Genomic DNA, 17220 nt, shown 5'->3' with positions numbered 1-17220 from the left:
GGCCCGTTAGTCGAGGGGGCGGAAGTAGACCAGCACTCCGATGGTGGGGGAGTCCAGGAAGTGGATTTCCTCGCTGCGCATGCGCCGGGTTTCGCGAATCCAGGTGACAAGCTCCTTGTCGGAGCGGGCTGGCTGCATGGAGTCTTCGATCGCTGCCATACTGCTGTCGCTGCCTTTTACTGGCCCATTTTCAGTGCCCTGATCGTCATCGTCCCTGGATTCCCCTGCCTCCCCGGAGGTTTCCACCTGCATCGGAGCGCTACCGCCGATGGCTTCCCGCCAGTGGTTCAGGGCGACGGTGACCAGGAGGTAGCGGCGGCGGTTGATCTCGATGGTGCCTTCAATGGCCCGATGCCCCGCTGCGTCCAGGTATTCGCCAAGCTCGATGGCCAGTGGCTCGCCGTTATAGTTGTCCGGGAAGCTCTCGATCCAGCCGGTTTTCATCAGCACCCTGTATTTGCCACTGCTTTCGAGCCTGGCCGCGGCGCTATTGAGGGTCAGGTTGGAGGTGGTGTCGATGTCGGAGATGCGGTTGCCGGTACTGTCTACCACCCACAGACGCTTGCCGGCTTCAGTCCGTTCCGGCAACCTGTCGGCCATATTCTCATTCAGAATAGGGTCCGCCAGACGTTCGAGGACTACGATTTCGGCGCGGTAACGGTCCTGGGCCAGGGACGGTGCAGACAGCACCGTCAACAGGGCCAGGATGGCAAGCAGTCGGCTGGCGAAGGTGAAGGCCGGTTTGTGCAAGGTGGGTCTCCTGATCCGTTCGTCGGAATTGACGGTCCGGTTATCAGTTACCGGCCATCTCCTTATCTTCCCGCAGCTGAGCTGCTGGCTGGTTATGCCGCCAGGTCCGCCAATGCCGCCGAGATGGCGTCGAGTTTACCATCGGTTGTATCGTCTTTCAGCCGCACGCTGAAGGTATTTGCCCCTTCCAGCCGGTACTGGTCCGGCGCCTGCTGCACCTTTTGCACCAGTCTGAGCGGGTCAACGGTCGTGTTGTTGCCGAACTCCAGCTTGAGCCAGTCCCGGCCGGCGTCCACTTTTACCACCCCGAGCCCCTCGGCGCGGATCCGCAGGCTGCTCTGACGGATCAGGTTTTTTGCCGGCTGGGGCAGCAGGCCGAACCGGTCGATCATTTCCACCTGCAACTCCTTGAGTTCTTCCTCGGTTTTCACGCTGGCGATGCGCTTGTAGAGCATCAGGCGATTGTGTACATCCGGCAGGTAGTCGTCCGGGATCAGTGCCGGAATGCGCAGGTTCATTTCCGTACCGTGGCTCAGGGGCAGGTCGGCATTGGGTGTTCGGCCTTCGCGGATCGCCTGCACGGCCTCATCCAGCAACTGCATGTAGAGTGTAAAGCCGATGCTTTCGATCTGCCCGCTCTGTTCATCCCCCAGCAGTTCGCCGGCACCACGGATTTCCAGGTCGTGGGTGGCGAGCATAAAGCCTGCGCCCAGGTCCTGGGCTTCGGAAATGGCATCCAGCCGTTTACGGGCATCCGCTGTCATGGCCTTGGGGGGCGGGGTCAGCAGGTAGGCATAGGCCTGGTGGTGGGAACGGCCGACACGGCCCCGCAGTTGGTGAAGTTGGGCCAGGCCGAACTTGTCCGCCCGTTCGATGATGATGGTGTTGGCGCTGGGAATGTCGATGCCGGTCTCGATGATGGTGGTGCACACCAGCACGTTGAAGCGCTTGTGGTAGAAGTCCGACATGATCTGTTCCAGCTCCCGCTCCCGCATCTGGCCGTGGGCCACGCCCACCCGGGCCTCGGGAATCAGGTTGCGCAGATCTTCGGCGGTTTTCTGTATGGTCGCCACATCGTTGTGCAGGAAATACACCTGACCACCCCGCAGGATCTCCCGCAAAATGGCTTCCTTCACCATGGCATTGTCTTTCTGGCGCACAAAGGTCTTCACCGACAGGCGTCGGGCCGGCGGGGTGGCAATGATGGACAGGTCCCGCAGGTGGCCCATGGCCATGTTCAGCGTGCGTGGAATGGGCGTGGCAGTCAGAGTCAGCATATCCACCTCGGCACGCAGGGCCTTGAACTTCTCTTTCTGGCCGACACCGAAGCGGTGCTCCTCGTCGATAATCACCAGGCCCAGGTTGCTGAAACGGATATCGCCCTGCAGCAGCTTGTGGGTGCCGATGACGATGTCCGCCTTGCCCTCTTCAATGCGCTCAATGGCCTTGCGGGTCTCGCCGGTACTGCGGAAGCGTGACAGCAGTTCCACGGTGACCGGGGTATCGGAGAAACGGTCCCGGAAGGATTCATAGTGCTGCTGGGCCAGCAGGGTGGTGGGCACCAGGACCGCCACCTGTTTGCCGGACCAGGTGGCAATAAAGGCGGCGCGCATGGCGACCTCGGTCTTGCCAAAGCCCACATCGCCACAGACCAGCCGGTCCATGGGGCGCTCACCGGTCATATCCTCGATCACCCGTTCGATGGCTGCCTGCTGGTCCGGGGTTTCCTCGAACGGGAAGCCAGCGGCAAAGTGGCGGTAGGCTTCCTCCGGGTCGCTGAACTGAAAGCCCTGGCGGGCCTCCCGTCGGGCATAGACGTCAAGCAGTTCCGCGGCGGTATCGCGGATCTTCTCCATTGCCTTCTGCTTGGCATTGCTCCAGCGGTCCGTGCCCAGTTTGTGCAGGGGCGCGTGTTCTGTATCCGAGCCGGAATAGCGGGAGATCAGGTGTAGGCTGGAAACCGGTACATAGAGTTTTGAGCCGCCGGCGTATTCCAGGGTCAGGAATTCCGTCGCATCGCCATCTACGGTGATGGTTTCCAGGCCCTGGTAACGACCTACACCATGGTCAATGTGCACCACCGGTGCCCCGACCCGAAGCTCGGACAGGTCTCGATAGCCGGAGTCGTCCACTTCGGTGGGTTTCTCCCGGCGCCGGCGCTGAAGTACCCGCTCACCGAACAGCAGGGTCTCGGTGATGAGGGCAAGGCCCTCCCGCGGTAACAGAAGCCCCGGTTCCAGCGGCGCGACGGTAATGCCCAGGCTGGTGTCGGTAGTGAGGAAGGCGTGCCAGTTATCGACGCCCTCAACCTTGATGCGGTTCTCCGCCAGGTTGTCCCTCAGGGCTTCCCGCCGCCCGGAGGATTCGGCACAGATCAGCACCCGGCCATCGAACTCGCCGATGAACTGACGCAGGCGGGCGGCGGGGTCGCTGGCACGGCCGTCCATGGCGACATCCGGTAACGGCTCGGAATGCAGGGAAGTGATGCCCTGGCCGGAGCGCGTGGTTTCACCGTGCACCAGGGTGACCCGGGGGCGCTGGCGCAGCAGGCCGAACAGCTCATCGGTTTTCAGGAACAGGTGGGCCGGCGGCAGGATGGGACGCATGCGATCATGGCGCCGCTCCTCGTAGCGGTTGGCGGTGTCCTGCTGAAACAGGTCCACCGCTTCATCCAGTCCGTCGGCGGTGAACACCAGGGTTTCGCCGGGCAGATAGTCGAACAGGGTTGCGGTTTCATCAAAGAAAAGTGGCAGGTAGTACTCGATACCGGCCGGAGTGATGCCCTGGGTCACGTCCTGGTAGACCGGCGCACTGCGGTCGGCATTGGGGAAGTACTCGAACCAGCGGTTGCGGAAGCCGGAGCGGGCATCCTTGCTCCATGGGAATTCGAAAGCCGGCAGCAGTTCCACCCGGTCGATGCGATCCAGGGAGCGCTGGGTCTCTGGATCGAAGGTGCGCAGGGTTTCGATTTCATCGTCAAACAGGTCTATGCGATAGGGCTGGCTGGCCCCCATGGGGAAGATGTCGACAATCGCCCCCCGCACAGCGTATTCGCCATGCTCGTAGACGTTTTCCGTATGGCGGTAGCCGGCGGCTTCAAGCTGCAGTCGCCACTGAGCCGGGTCCAGGGTCTGGCCTGCCTCGAGCAGCAGGGTGTTACCCTGCAGATAGGAGGCAGGTGGTAACCGGTGCATCAGGGTGCGTGCCGGAACGATCAATATGGCGTGACGGGTTTGTGGCAACCGGTGCAGGGTGCGAATACGCCGGGAAACGATATCCTGGTGGGGCGAGAACAGGTCGTAAGGCAGGGTTTCCCAGTCGGGCAATGACAGCAGCTCCAGGCCGTCGTCGGTAATGGACGTGGCCTCGTCATCCGGAGGCAGGTCCAGGTAGAAGCGGACAGCCTGTTCCAGCCGTATGGCCTCGTCGGTGCTGCGCGTGATTACCAGGGTCAGGCCGCCAGTGGCCTTGGCGGTTTCACTGATGGCCAGGGCGTCAGCGCTGCCATGCAGTCGGTCCCAGATCCGGTGATCTGCTGCGCGGGTTGGGGCAGCGGGAACAAAGTCGGCAATGGGAGTGTGCGGGGTGCCCGTTTTCATCGGGATGATATGCTCCTGGCCTTGGCATGCTGGATGATATTCAGATCATGAACGGACGGTAAGCCCGCAGCCCGGGTTTCGGCTGGCGACCGTTCCGAAAAGGGGGGTATTCTAGCGGTGACAGCCTCGGCTGTCATGACAGCCCGGTTAAGCTGTGTTGTGAGTCAGGGGTGTCTCGGGTGGTGTAAGCAGTCAGCGCTGGTCGTGGTTTGCGATCACGGGATTTAAATTGGATAATACGCACCCATTTTTTCGAGTGCCAACTTGCAGAGGTTCAAGCGTGAGTCACGAACAGATCAACCAGTACCTGTCCAACTGGACCGAGCGGGAGTCCACCGCAGAAGCGATGATCCCCCTGATCGGCCGTCTGTACCGCAAGAATAACGTGGTCACATCAGTCTATGGCCGTGCCATCATTAACCAGTCGGTGATTGGCATCATTCGTGCCCATCGTTTTGTCCGCCAGGTTGAAGACAGTGAACTGTCGGTGCACGACACCCTGCCGATGCTGGAAGCCATGGACAAGCTGGAACTGGGCCAGGCTCACGTGGATATTGGCAAGCTGGCAGTCAAGTTCAAAGCTGAAGGCAATGGCCGCTCACTGGAAGAGTTCCTGCGGGAGGAGATCGGACCGGTCGTCGGTCAGTATCGCGCCGAATCCGAGAAAAACGCCGTCGAGGAAACCAAGGACGTCGTGCTCTACGGTTTTGGTCGTATCGGGCGCCTGCTTGCACGCATCCTGATCGAGAAGGCCGGTGGCGGCAATAACCTGCGCCTGCGGGCCATTGTGGTCCGCCAGGGTGGTGCCGACAACGACCTGGAGAAACGCGCCAGCCTGCTGCGCCGTGATTCCGTGCACGGCCCGTTCAACGGCACCATTACCGTGGATGAAGAAAACTCTGCGCTGATTGCCAATGGTAACTTTATCAAGGTGATCTACTCCGACGGCCCGGACAAGGTCGACTACACCGCGTATGACATCAATAACGCCATTATCATTGATAACACCGGTAAGTGGCGTGACGAAGAGGGTCTGGGGCTGCACCTGAAGTCGAAGGGGGCCAGTCGGGTCATCCTGACCGCACCGGGCAAGGGCGATATCAAGAACATCGTTTATGGCATCAATAACGACACCATCACCGACGATGACCGTATCCTGTCTGCCGCGTCCTGCACCACCAACGCCATCACACCGGTTCTGAAGGCTATCCATGACGAGTTCACCATCGTTGATGGTCACGTGGAAACCGTGCACTCCTATACCAACGACCAGAACCTGATCGACAACTACCACAAGGGCAGTCGTCGTGGTCGCAGTGCCCCGCTGAACATGGTTATTACCGAGACAGGGGCCGCCAAGGCGGTTGCCAAGGCCCTGCCTGAGCTGAAAGGCAAGCTCAGCGGTAATGCCATCCGGGTGCCCACTCCCAACGTGTCCATGGCTATTCTCAACCTGAACCTTGAGAAGGACGTGACGGTTGACAGTGCCAACGAGTACCTGCGGGAAATGGCCCTGCACTCCGAGTTGCAGAAGCAGATCGATTTCGTGAACTCTCCGGAAGTGGTGTCTACGGATTTCGTGGGCTCCCGTCACGCCGGTGTCGTCGACGCCCAGGCTACCATTGCCAACGGCAAGCGCCTGATTCTGTACGTCTGGTACGACAACGAGTTCGGCTACAGCGCCCAGGTGGTTCGCTGCGTTAACCAGATGGCCGGTATCACCTATCCGATTTTCCCGAAGCGTTCCCGTGAATGGGCCCAGGCCCTGGCTGACTGAGGTCAGCTGAGCGGAAAAACCCCGGCAGCCGTGTGGCTCCCGGGGTTTTTTATCGCCTCGCAACCAGTTAGCCAGGCTCGTCGCCTGGTCGTGGTACCTCCGATGGGCAGGGTAAAATCCGATAACCTGTTCAGGTTACCGGTAGAAATAGGTTCTCTTAATCTCTATAATTGGCGCGATTTTGGGTACGTCTGGCACCCGCTTCTCATCGCTTTCCTGAACACTGACCGTACGCCGTGTGCAATGCCGGGCACGGTCAGCCATCATTCGGGCTGTACAAGCACCGCTTGAAACGTCGGGGAACAGGGCCGCAGGGTCAGGCGTGACAATCCTTTTAACAGTTCCTGATGATTGGACGAGGCTAATGATCAACATCAAAAAAGGCCTGGATCTTCCCATCAGCGGCGCTCCTGATCAGACCATCTCAGAAGGAAAGCCGGTACGCCACGTCGCGCTGATCGGCTTTGATTACAACGGCATGAAGCCGACGATGGAAGTCAAAGAGGGAGACCGCGTCAAGCGCGGGTCGCTGCTGTTTACGGACAAGAAGACTGAAGGCGTTCGCTATACCTCACCGGCAGCCGGTGTTGTAAAAGAGATCAACCGCGGTGAGCGGCGGGTGTTCCAGTCCATCGTCATCGAAATCGACGGTGACGAGGCAGAAACCTTTGCCCGCTACAGCGAAGGCGACCTGGCCTCACTGGAGCGCCAGCAAGTGGTGGATAACCTGGTTGAGTCCGGTTTGTGGACGGCGTTCCGCACCCGGCCCTTCAGCAAGGTTCCTGCTATCGACAGTGCGCCCCATTCCATTTTTGTCTCCGTGATGGACACCAACCCGCTGGCGGCGGACCCGGTTGTCATCATCAAGGAACAGGCTGCCGCCTTCGAAAAGGGGCTGCAGATTCTCACCAGCCTCACCAATGGCAAGGTGTTCGTCACCGGCAAGCCTGGTTCTGACGTGCCGGTGCCAAACTCCGATGCCGTTCAGGTTGAGCAGTTTGACGGTGTGCATCCGGCCGGTAACGTGGGTACCCACATCCACTACCTGGACCCGGTTTCCCTGGGCAAGACCGTCTGGACCATTGGCTACCAGGATGTCATCGCGATCGCGAAGCTGTTCGAAACCGGTGAGCTGCTGGTTGACCGCGTTGTGGCGATTGGCGGACCAAAGGCGAACAATCCCCGCCTGGTGCGTACCCGCATGGGTGCCAGCCTGGAGGAGCTGCTGAAAGACGAAACCGCAACTGACTGCGAGATCCGACCGATCTCCGGTTCTGTGTTCGGTGGCCGCCGTGGCATTGGTCCCTGTGCTTACCTGGGACGCTTCGATAACCAGGTCTCGGTACTAGAGGAAGGCTACAAGCGCCAGTTCATGGGGTGGCTGTCGCCGGGCACCAACAAGTTCTCGGTGTTGAACATCTACCTGTCCAGGCTCATGGGCAACAAGAAGTTCGACCTCACCACTACGACCAATGGCAGTGAGCGGGCCATGGTGCCAGTGGGTGCCTACGAGCAGGTGATGCCGCTGGACATCCTGCCAACGCAGCTATTGCGTACCCTGATTGTGGGCGACACCGAGATGGCACAGAAGCTTGGTGCACTGGAGCTGGATGAAGAAGACCTGGCCCTGTGTACCTTCGTGTGCCCGGGCAAATACGAATACGGTCCGATTCTCCGCGAGAACCTGACCCGAATCGAGATCGAGGGCTAACCGATGGCAATCCGACAGTTTCTCGATGGCATCGAGCATCATTTTGAAAAAGGTGGCAAGTACGAACGCTGGTACGCCCTGTACGAGGCGGTCGACACCATCTTCTATACGCCTAACAGCGTAACCTCCACCACATCCCACGTACGTGACGGCGTTGATCTCAAGCGCATCATGATCACTGTGTGGTTGTGCACCTTCCCGGCCATGTTCTTTGGTATGTGGAACATCGGTTTCCAGGCCAACAGCTTCCTGGCGGAGAACCCGGACGCGCTGGTCGGGGACGGTGGCCTGCGCACGGCCTTTATCCAGGCGCTGGCAGTGACCGGAGCCGGGGCAGGGGTGTGGGATAACTTCGTCTACGGTATGGCGTACTTCATTCCCATCTACTTTGTCACCTTTGCTGTCGGTGGCTTCTGGGAAGTGCTGTTTGCCACCGTGCGTCGCCATGAGGTGAACGAAGGCTTCTTCGTGACCTCCATCCTGTTCGCCCTGATCTGTCCGCCCAGCATTCCCCTGTGGCAGGTGGCGCTGGGTATCACCTTCGGTGTGGTCATCGGCAAGGAAGTGTTTGGCGGAACCGGCAAGAACTTCCTGAACCCGGCCCTGACCGGTCGTGCTTTCCTGTACTTTGCCTATCCGGCCCAGATCTCCGGTGACACTGTGTGGACCGCCGTGGATGGCTTCTCCGGTGCAACTGCCCTGAGCTGGGCGGCGTCTGGTGGCCTGGAAGCACTGGAGCAGAACATTGGCTGGATGAGCGCCTTCCTGGGCACCATCCAGGGCTCCATGGGTGAGACTTCCACCCTGGCGGTGCTGATTGGCGGGATTGCCCTGCTGGTAATGAAGATTGCCTCCTGGCGGATTGTCGGCGGTGTCATGATCGGCATGATCGCCACCTCCCTGCTGTTCAATGTCATTGGTTCGGAAACCAATCCGTTCTTTGCCGTTGGCCCCCACTGGCACCTGGTGATGGGTGGCTTTGCCTTTGGCATGATGTTCATGGCTACGGACCCGGTTTCCGCCGCCATGACCAATACCGGCCGCTGGTGCTTTGGTATCCTGGTGGGTGTCATGACCGTGCTTATCCGCGTGGTCAACCCGGCATTCCCGGAAGGCATCATGCTGGCGATCCTGTTCGCCAACCTGTTCGCACCGCTGATGGATCACTACGTGGTTCAGGCCAACATCAAACGGAGGCTTGCCCGTGGCTAAAGCTAAAGATACTGTCTCCAGAACCCTGATGGTGGCGCTGGTGCTGAGCATCGTGTTCTCGGTGGTGGTGTCCACCGCCGCCGTCATGCTCCGCCCGGCGCAGATCCAGAACCAGAACCTGGACATCAAGACCAACATTCTGTCCGCTGCTGGTATGCTTCAGTCCGGGATGAGTGTTGAGGACATCGAGGAAACCTTCGCCCGTTTCGACGTGCGCCTGGTGGACCTCGAGACTGGTCAGTTTGTGGAGCCTTCTGCCGTCGGCGTGGAAGATCCCATGAAGTACGATATGTACAAGGCAGCTTCTGACCCTGACATGTCCACAAACATCCCGGCAAGTGAAGACAAGGCCGGTATCAAGCGTCGTCCGGACGTGGCCAAGATCTATATGCTGCAGGAAGGCGGTGAAATGGTCCGGGTGGTGCTGCCGATTCACGGTTACGGCCTGTGGTCAACCCTGTACGGTTTCGTGTCCCTGGAAGGGGACCTGAACACCATTGAAGGTCTTGGCTTCTACGCCCATGCGGAAACGCCGGGTCTGGGGGGTGAAGTGGACAACCCCCGCTGGAAGCAGCAGTGGGTTGGCAAGGAACTCTACGGTGATGACAAGACCGAGCCGCAAATCCAGCTGGTCAAAGGCGGTGTGAGCTCCGATACCCGTGACAGGGAACACAAGATTGACGCTCTGTCCGGGGCAACCCTGACCAGCCGTGGTGTCCAGCAGCTGGTTAATTACTGGATGGGCGACCGCGGTTTTGCGCCATTCCTGCAAAAACTTCGTGAAGGGGAGGTCTGATCATGGCAGGCGCTTCAGCCAAACAGGTTCTCTTCGAACCGATTTTCAGTAACAACCCCATCGCCCTGCAGATCCTGGGGATCTGCTCGGCGCTGGCGGTAACCACAAGCCTGAATGTGACCATTGTCATGTGTCTGGCGGTTATCGCGGTAACGGCCTTTTCCAACCTGGCAGTCTCACTGGTGCGTACCCAGATTCCGGGCAGCATCCGGATCATCGTGCAGATGACCATTATTGCGTCCCTGGTTATCGTGGTAGACCAGATCCTCAAGGCCTATGCCTATGAGATCTCCAAGCAGCTGTCGGTATTTGTTGGACTGATTATTACCAACTGTATCGTTATGGGCCGTGCGGAAGGCTTTGCCATGAACAACCCGCCGCTCCTCAGTTTCCTGGATGGTGTCGGTAACGGCCTGGGCTACTCGGTGATGCTGCTTTTCGTGGCTTTCTTCCGCGAGCTGATCGGTGCCGGTTCGCTGTTCGGGCTCACGCTGATGCCGACCGTTAACGAAGGTGGCTGGTACGTGCCCAACGGCCTGCTGCTGCTGCCGCCGAGTGCGTTTTTCATCATCGGCCTGGCCATCTGGGGCCTGCGCGCCTGGAAGCCTGAGCAGGTTGAAGAGCCTGACTTCAAGATGTCACGCCACAAAGCCAAGGAGGCCTTCTGATGGAGCACTATATCAGTCTGATCCTCAAGGCCATTTTCGTTGAGAACATGGCGCTGGCCTTCTTTCTGGGGATGTGTACCTTCCTGGCCATTTCCAAGAAGATCGAGGCCGCCATTGGTCTTGGTATTGCCGTTGTGGTGGTGCTGACCGTCACTGTGCCGGTGAACAACCTGCTGTATAACACCATCCTGCGGGAAGGTGCCCTGGAGTGGGCGGGTCTGCCAAACGTCGATCTGAGCTTCCTGGGGCTGCTGACCTACATTGGTGTTATTGCCGCCATCGTTCAGATCATGGAGATGGTGCTGGACAAGTACATCCCCGCGCTCTATGCCGCTTTGGGTGTGTTCCTGCCGCTGATTACCGTGAACTGCGCCATCCTGGGTGCGTCACTGTTCATGGTGGAGCGTGACTACACCTCTGGCGAAAGTCTGGTATATGGCTTTGGCGCTGGCGTGGGCTGGGCCCTGGCTATCGTTGCACTGGCGGGTATCCGTGAGAAACTGAAGTACAGTGACGTTCCCGAAGGCCTGCGCGGCCTTGGCATCACCTTCATCACTGTAGGTCTGATGTCACTGGGCTTCATGTCCTTCTCCGGTATTTCCCTGTAACCAACCCGGTGATTCGGTTTAACGAAAAGGCGAGACCATGAATACAGAAATCATTCTCGGCGTGGTCATGTTCACCGTTATCGTTCTGGCGCTGGTGGCGATCATCCTCGCCGCCCGCTCCCGGCTGGTAAGCACCGGTGATGTGACCATTGAGATCAACGATGACCCCGAGCACACGGTAAAGACCAGTGCCGGTGGCAAGCTGCTGGGTACCCTGGCCAACAGCGGTATCTTCCTGTCCTCCGCCTGTGGCGGCGGCGGTACCTGTGCCCAGTGCAAGTGCAAGGTGTTTGACGGCGGCGGCGCCATGCTGCCCACCGAAAAGACCCACTTCACCCCGCGGGAAGAGAAGGAAGGCTGGCGCCTGTCCTGCCAGGTTCCTGTCAAGCAGGACATGAAGATCGAGGTGCCGGAAGAGTTCTTCGGCGTGAAGAAGTGGGAATGCGAGGTTATCTCCAACCACAACGTCGCCACCTTCATCAAGGAACTGGTGCTGAAGCTGCCGGAAGGCGAGGAAGTGGACTTCCGCGCTGGTGGCTATGTGCAGCTGGAGTGCCCGCCCTACGAAATCAATTTCAAGGATTTCGATATCGAGGAAGAGTTCCACGAAGACTGGGACAAGCACGATATCTGGCGCTACAAGGCCATCAACAAGGAAGAGACCATCCGCGCCTACTCCATGGCCAACTATCCGGAAGAAAAAGGGCTGCTCAAGTTCAATATCCGGATTGCCACACCGCCCCCGGGCACCGACCATCCGCCGGGCATCATGTCCAGTTACGTGTTCAACCTGAAGCCGGGTGACAAGGTAACGGTGATGGGGCCGTTCGGTGAGTTCTTCGCCAAGAAGACAGACGCGGAAATGGTATTCATCGGTGGTGGTGCCGGTATGGCGCCCATGCGCTCCCATATCTTCGACCAGCTCAAGCGCCTGAACTCCAAGCGCAAGATCAGCTTCTGGTATGGTGCCCGGAGTGTCCGCGAGATGTTCTATGTGGAAGACTTCGACATGCTGGCCCGGGAGAATGACAACTTCGAGTGGCATGTAGCGCTGTCTGATGCGCTGCCGGAAGATAACTGGGACGGCCCGACCGGGTTCATTCACAATGTACTGTACGAGAACTATCTGAAGGACCACCCGGCACCGGAAGACTGCGAGTACTACATGTGTGGGCCCCCCATCATGAATGCTTCCGTGATCAAGATGCTCAAGGATCTTGGTGTGGAAGATGAAAACATCATGCTGGACGACTTCGGGGGTTAAGACACTCAGATGACATCCGGCATGTCTCGACCCGTCAGGGTAGCCAGAGCCAGCATCCTTGCGATGCTGGCTCTGGTCGCCCTGGCGGGTTGTTCGTTTGAGCCAGAGGAAAAGATCTGGGAAATCACCGGGGGAATCTTTGGTACCGGGTACCATATCAATGTCGTATTGACCGACGACAGGGAAACCCTTGAAGATTTGTCGCAAGGTATAACGAAAACCCTGGAGTCTGTGGATGCCAGCATGTCCACCTGGCGGGAGGATTCGGAGCTCAGCCGCTTCAACCTGAAGGATGATCAGTCGGAGTGGACACCGGTCTCCGATGCCATGTTCGAGGTGCTGGCAGCCGCCAGGCAGGTTTCTGAGCGATCGGGTGGTGCCTTCGATATCACCATTGGTCCGGTGGTGAACCTGTGGGGGTTCGGCCCGGAGGGGCGCCCTCAAACGATACCGGATGACCAGCTGTTGGCAGACAAGCTCGCCAATACCGGTTTTCGCTTTCTGGAACTGGACCCTGAGCGGAACGCCATCCGTGCCGAGCGCAAGCAATACCTTGACCTCTCCGGCATTGCCAAGGGCTACGGGGTCGATGCGGTCGCCCGGTACCTTGAAAGCGAGGGTGTGGACCGGTACCTGGTGGAAATCGGGGGTGAGGTCAGGGTGAATGGGCGAAAGCCCGATGGATCTGCATGGCGCCTGGCGGTCGAGCAGCCGGACGTCCAGGGTCGGCAGGTAAACCGTGTCGTGGCCATGGACCGGAGTAGCATGGCAACATCCGGGGATTATCGTAACTATTACGAATCCAATGGCCAGCGATTCTCCCATACCATAGACCCTGTAACCGGAAGGCCGGTTGGTCACAGGTTGGCCTCGGTAACGGTTATTCATGAGTCATCGATGATGGCTGATGCCTGGGCCACAGCGTTTACCGTACTGGGGTTCGAGGAGGGTTATCGGCTGGCTTTGCAGGAAAATCTGGCGGTCTATTTTATCGTGCGTGAAGGTGAGGGGTTCGAAACCCGTCACACCCCTGCCTTTGCCACCTGGCTGATTGAGTGACTGGAGGTAGTCATGGGTACGTTCTTACTGGCGTTGTTGATTGTGGGCCTGCTGGTCGCCGCCATGTCCGTAGGGGTTATTTTCGGGCGCAAGCCCATCACCGGCACTTGTGGTGGTCTGGGCGCGGCGGGCATTACCGGGCCTTGCGAAATCTGTGGCGGTGATACCAGCAAGTGCGAGAACAGCGAAGAAGACCCGGCGGGCAACAACCTGGCCTATGACGCGGCAGACGCAGGCAAGCGTAGCGGGTCTTGATACCGTACTGACATAACACGAGGATCCCTGCTCCCGGTGGCCTGGGGTTGCCGGTGGGCTGTTTTTATTTAACGACCACGCGATAAGGAGTGACCGTCCTGATGCCTGAACATCATTATGACGTCGTGGTGATTGGCGCAGGCCCCGCCGGAGAAGGTGCGGCCATGAATGCCACCAAGCATGGCAAGCGCGTTGCAATCATTGAAGACAAGCCCACTGTCGGGGGCAACTGCACCCACTGGGGCACCATTCCCTCCAAGGCCCTCAGGCACTCCGTCAAGCAGATCATCACCTTCAACACCAACCAGATGTTCCGGGACATTGGTGAGCCACGCTGGTTTTCCTTTCCCAGGGTCTTGCAGAATGCACAGAAGGTAATCGACAAGCAGGTCAAGCTTCGCACCCAGTTCTACTCCCGCAACCGGGTCAACCTGATCAATGGCCGGGCCTTCTTCCTGGACAAGAACCGGCTTGAGGTCCGCGGTGCCAAGACATCAGAGGTGCTCAACTTCAAGCAGGCCATCATTGCCACGGGTTCACGGCCTTACATGCCGCCGGATGTGAACTTCCGCCATCGCCGTATCTACAACAGCGACACCATTCTCAACCTGTCCCACACGCCACGCACGCTGATTATCTATGGTGCCGGGGTAATCGGTTCAGAGTATGCCTCCATTTTTGCGGGGCTTGGGGTCAAGGTTGACCTGATCAACCCGGGTAACCGCCTGCTGTCATTCCTGGATGACGAAATTTCTGATGCCCTCAGCTACCACCTGCGAAACAACGGGGTGCTGGTGCGCCATAACGAAGAGTACGAATCGGTGGACGGCGATGACCATGGGGTGGTGCTGTCGCTCAAGTCCGGCAAGAAGATCCGCGCGGATGCCTTCCTTTGGTGTAACGGGCGCGCCGGCAACACCGACAACCTGGGGCTGGAAAACCTCGAGCTGGAGCCGAACAGCCGGGGCCAGCTGCAGGTGGATGAGCATTATCGTACCGCGGTTCCCAATATCTATGCCGCAGGCGATGTCATAGGCTGGCCCAGCCTGGCCAGTGCTGCCTATGACCAGGGCCGATCTGCATCCTCGGACCTGGTCAAGGACGAGTACTTCCGGTTTGTGTCGGATGTACCTACTGGTATCTACACCATTCCCGAAATCAGTTCCGTGGGCCCGACCGAGCGGGAGCTGACTGAGAAGAAAGTGCCCTATGATGTGGGTCAGGCGTTCTTCAAGGACCTGGCGCGCGCGCAGATCACCGGTGAGAAAGTGGGCATGCTGAAGATCCTGTTCCATCGGGAGACCCGGGAGATCCTGGGCATTCACTGCTTTGGTGACCAGGCGGCCGAGATCGTCCACATCGGACAGGCCATCATGAACCAGGAAGGGGAGGCCAATTCCCTGAACTATTTCATCAATACCACCTTTAACTACCCGACCATGGCGGAAGCCTACCGGGTAGCTGCCCTTAACGGCCTGAACCGGATTTTCGAATAAACCGGGGGCCGTGCGGTCCGGATTCGGCTTGGGCCAGTGTGGCCTCGCCGGATCAGGCTGTCGTGGCGCCGTGTCCTTCCTCTTGCTCCGCCGTCGCCTCAGACGGTCGGGGTAGCCTCACCGCCCGGTTGTCGAAGTAGATCCGGGTGCTGGTGGGGAAGTCCGTGATAATGCTGTTCACGCCCATATCTTCCATGAGCAACATGTCGTGGATGCGGTTTACGGTCCAGACCGACACCTGCATATCATGCCGGTGCGCCTGGTTGACCATATCCGCTGAACATATCCGCCAGCTGGGAATCAGGTAACTGCACTCCAATCGCCGGGCCGTGATGACAGGTCGGGGAAACCGCCGGCCTGCCACGTAACCCGTGTGAATCTTGCGGTTCCGTCGCTTGATCTGTTGCAGGAACCAGCCATCGGACGAGGTAACGACTACGGTTTCGAACAGCTTCCTGCGCTGAATCATCTCCGTTAGCCGGTTGCAGAGGATATTCAGCCGGTTGCGGCCATCCGGCTTGACTTCCAGTTGATAGTGGGCGACCTCGGGGCAGGCATCCAGTACTTGCTCCAGGGTGGGTACGCCCACCGGGTCCGGCCAGGGCGCAGTGTTAGTTCGGGCATCCAGCCGGGAAAGCTCGGCGACGCTCTGGTTGGCCACCTTGCCGGTCTTGCCGGTGGTGCGCTCAAGGGTCAGATCATGAATGACCACGGGGATACCGTCAGACGACAATTGCACGTCCAGTTCAAAGTGCCGGATTCCATGACGGTAGGCCGTGGTGAACCCGGCCAGAGTATTCTCCGGGGCTTCACCCCGGGCTCCGCGATGACCATAGATGATCATTTTGCCCTGGCTTCTCCTGTGTTCCGGTAAAGCTGCTGGCGTTTCTTCCAGAGTTGGTGACATTCGTGGACGTCTTCAAGGTACGCAGGCAGCTCGTCCATCAACAGCGCCTGTGGGCCGTCGACCAGCGCTTTTTCCGGGCGCGGATGGAAGTCTACGAGCACCATGTTGGCACCGGCAACCACGCCCTGGGCGGTAGCGTGCATGACGTCGGGGATGCCATCCGGGGCCTTGTCTCGGCTACCGACGGAGTGGGATGGATCAATGCACACCGGCATACGGGTCAGCCGTTTCACGGTGGGCACATGGGCGAAGTCGACCATATTGCGATGGGGCTGGCCAGCGTCGGTTTTCATGCCGCGCAGGCAGAACACCACGTTGGCATTGCCCTCGCTGGCGAGGTATTCCGCCGCGTTCAGGGATTCGTTCAGGGTAATGCCGAAACCACGTTTAAGCAGTACCGGATAGGTTTTCTGGCGGCCGATGGCCTTGAGCAGCTCGAAGTTCTGGGTGTTACGGGTGCCCACCTGCAGCATGACGCCAGTAGGGCGCCCCAGTTTCTCCAGGCACTCGTCGATTTCCTCGATATGGCTTTCATGGGTAATTTCCATGGCCACCACACGGATATCGTGTTTGCCGGCGGTCTCGAATACCCAGGGCAGGCAGCTTTTGCCATGGCCCTGGAACGAGTAGGGGTTGGTGCGCGGTTTGTAGGCCCCCATGCGAGTGCAGTGCTGGCCCTGCTCACTCAGCGCCCGCATCATGATTTCCACGTGCTCGGGGGTATCCACCGCGCACAGGCCCGCGAACACGTTCAGGTTGTGCTGGCTGAATTCCACGCCGTTATAGGTGAATCCCGACTGGCGCTGGTCGTCCCGGTGCCGGCCCAGAATCCGGTAGTCATCGGAAATCCGGATAACCCGCTCCACTGCTGGCAGGGCTTCGATTTCGTCCTTGTCCAGGCTCTTGGTGTCGCCAAGCAGATAGATTTCGGTCAGTCGCTGACTGGCGCCTACCACTTCATGGACCTTGACCGCCACCCCGGGCAGTTGCTCAAGAAAGCTCATGGTCTGACGATAGCTGTCGCTGTCCAGCTGCGTGTCCGGATGGAGTATGGCGAGCATGTTGGTTCTCCTGAAGCAGGTAGACCCGGGCGACGCAGGGGCGGCCCGGGTTTTGAA

Annotated in this window: 14 protein-coding genes; 10 read left to right on the top strand and 4 right to left on the bottom strand. The window is 59.2% G+C overall.

Annotation, left to right across the window (positions count from 1 at the left end):
- Nucleotides 1–6: 6 nt before the first annotated feature.
- Together BM036_RS02060 and mfd are read right to left on the bottom strand one after the other, a co-directional pair.
- Nucleotides 7–750: a CsiV family protein gene (locus BM036_RS02060; RefSeq protein ID WP_177185965.1), complete on the bottom strand. Its 744-nt coding sequence runs from the start codon at nt 748–750 to the stop codon at nt 7–9.
- 92 nt (nt 751–842) lie between these two features.
- Complete coding sequence (gene mfd, locus BM036_RS02055) at nt 843–4349, bottom strand: transcription-repair coupling factor (RefSeq protein ID WP_091848548.1); 3507 nt, start codon at nt 4347–4349, stop codon at nt 843–845.
- A 280-nt stretch (nt 4350–4629) separates the two neighbouring features.
- Here mfd and BM036_RS02050 point away from each other — a divergent pair, with 280 nt between their 5' ends.
- The 10 genes from BM036_RS02050 to sthA all read left to right on the top strand — a co-directional run bounded on the left by BM036_RS02050 (nt 4630) and on the right by sthA (nt 15195).
- Complete coding sequence (locus BM036_RS02050; protein WP_091848547.1) at nt 4630–6126, top strand: glyceraldehyde-3-phosphate dehydrogenase; 1497 nt, start codon at nt 4630–4632, stop codon at nt 6124–6126.
- Nucleotides 6127–6490: 364 nt separating this feature from the next.
- Complete coding sequence (locus BM036_RS02045) at nt 6491–7837, top strand: Na(+)-translocating NADH-quinone reductase subunit A (protein ID WP_091848546.1); 1347 nt, start codon at nt 6491–6493, stop codon at nt 7835–7837.
- A gap of 3 nt (nt 7838–7840) precedes the next feature.
- Entirely contained in the window at nt 7841–9049 is a 1209-nt protein-coding gene (locus BM036_RS02040; RefSeq protein ID WP_091848545.1) for an NADH:ubiquinone reductase (Na(+)-transporting) subunit B, read from the top strand.
- The gene (locus BM036_RS02035) at nt 9042–9845 is read left to right on the top strand and encodes a Na(+)-translocating NADH-quinone reductase subunit C (protein ID WP_091848544.1); all 804 of its coding nucleotides are present in this window, start codon (nt 9042–9044) and stop codon (nt 9843–9845) included. The genes BM036_RS02040 and BM036_RS02035 overlap by 8 nt, the downstream gene beginning before the upstream one ends.
- 2 nt (nt 9846–9847) lie before the next feature.
- On the top strand, nt 9848–10513 hold the full coding sequence (locus BM036_RS02030) for an NADH:ubiquinone reductase (Na(+)-transporting) subunit D (protein ID WP_091848543.1): 666 nt from the start codon (nt 9848–9850) through the stop codon (nt 10511–10513).
- The gene (gene nqrE, locus BM036_RS02025) at nt 10513–11121 is read left to right on the top strand and encodes an NADH:ubiquinone reductase (Na(+)-transporting) subunit E (protein WP_091848542.1); all 609 of its coding nucleotides are present in this window, start codon (nt 10513–10515) and stop codon (nt 11119–11121) included. Before BM036_RS02030 ends, nqrE begins: the two co-directional genes overlap by 1 nt.
- 37 nt (nt 11122–11158) lie before the next feature.
- Nucleotides 11159–12385, top strand: a complete 1227-nt coding sequence (gene nqrF / locus BM036_RS02020) for an NADH:ubiquinone reductase (Na(+)-transporting) subunit F (protein WP_091848541.1) — start codon at nt 11159–11161, stop codon at nt 12383–12385.
- Nucleotides 12386–12406: 21 nt separating this feature from the next.
- A complete protein-coding gene (locus BM036_RS02015; RefSeq protein WP_245742403.1) occupies nt 12407–13444 on the top strand; it encodes an FAD:protein FMN transferase in 1038 nt (345 codons plus the stop codon).
- Nucleotides 13445–13456: 12 nt separating this feature from the next.
- Nucleotides 13457–13699 (top strand): (Na+)-NQR maturation NqrM, encoded by a 243-nt coding sequence (nqrM, locus tag BM036_RS02010; RefSeq protein WP_091848539.1) that lies wholly within the window; start codon nt 13457–13459, stop codon nt 13697–13699.
- A 101-nt stretch (nt 13700–13800) separates the two neighbouring features.
- Entirely contained in the window at nt 13801–15195 is a 1395-nt protein-coding gene (sthA, locus tag BM036_RS02005; protein WP_091848538.1) for a Si-specific NAD(P)(+) transhydrogenase, read from the top strand.
- Between the two features lie 52 nt (nt 15196–15247).
- On the opposite strand, the gene BM036_RS02000 is transcribed toward sthA, so the two are convergent.
- Nucleotides 15248–16039, bottom strand: a complete 792-nt coding sequence (locus tag BM036_RS02000; protein ID WP_091848537.1) for a glycerophosphodiester phosphodiesterase — start codon at nt 16037–16039, stop codon at nt 15248–15250.
- Nucleotides 16036–17163 carry a 3-deoxy-7-phosphoheptulonate synthase gene (locus BM036_RS01995; RefSeq protein ID WP_091848536.1) on the bottom strand — a complete coding sequence of 376 codons (1128 nt, stop codon included), beginning with the start codon at nt 17161–17163 and terminating at the stop codon, nt 16036–16038. The genes BM036_RS02000 and BM036_RS01995 overlap by 4 nt, the downstream gene beginning before the upstream one ends.
- Nucleotides 17164–17220: the final 57 nt, after the last annotated feature.

Source organism: Marinobacter segnicrescens (assembly GCF_900111555.1).
Lineage (GTDB): Bacteria > Pseudomonadota > Gammaproteobacteria > Pseudomonadales > Oleiphilaceae > Marinobacter > Marinobacter segnicrescens.
The sequence above is the reverse complement of the archived record's forward strand: the minus strand, read 5'-3'. Positions and strand labels throughout refer to the sequence as shown.

Coding starts and splice junctions, on each gene's coding strand:
- mfd (WP_091848548.1), bottom strand. CDS start 4,349: ATGAAAACGGGCACCCCGCACACTCCCATTGCCGACTTTGTTCCCGCT.
- BM036_RS02045 (WP_091848546.1), top strand. CDS start 6,491: ATGATCAACATCAAAAAAGGCCTGGATCTTCCCATCAGCGGCGCTCCT.
- BM036_RS02040 (WP_091848545.1), top strand. CDS start 7,841: ATGGCAATCCGACAGTTTCTCGATGGCATCGAGCATCATTTTGAAAAA.
- BM036_RS02030 (WP_091848543.1), top strand. CDS start 9,848: ATGGCAGGCGCTTCAGCCAAACAGGTTCTCTTCGAACCGATTTTCAGT.
- nqrE (WP_091848542.1), top strand. CDS start 10,513: ATGGAGCACTATATCAGTCTGATCCTCAAGGCCATTTTCGTTGAGAAC.
- nqrF (WP_091848541.1), top strand. CDS start 11,159: ATGAATACAGAAATCATTCTCGGCGTGGTCATGTTCACCGTTATCGTT.
- BM036_RS02015 (WP_245742403.1), top strand. CDS start 12,407: ATGTCTCGACCCGTCAGGGTAGCCAGAGCCAGCATCCTTGCGATGCTG.
- nqrM (WP_091848539.1), top strand. CDS start 13,457: ATGGGTACGTTCTTACTGGCGTTGTTGATTGTGGGCCTGCTGGTCGCC.
- sthA (WP_091848538.1), top strand. CDS start 13,801: ATGCCTGAACATCATTATGACGTCGTGGTGATTGGCGCAGGCCCCGCC.
- BM036_RS02000 (WP_091848537.1), bottom strand. CDS start 16,039: ATGATCATCTATGGTCATCGCGGAGCCCGGGGTGAAGCCCCGGAGAAT.
- BM036_RS01995 (WP_091848536.1), bottom strand. CDS start 17,163: ATGCTCGCCATACTCCATCCGGACACGCAGCTGGACAGCGACAGCTAT.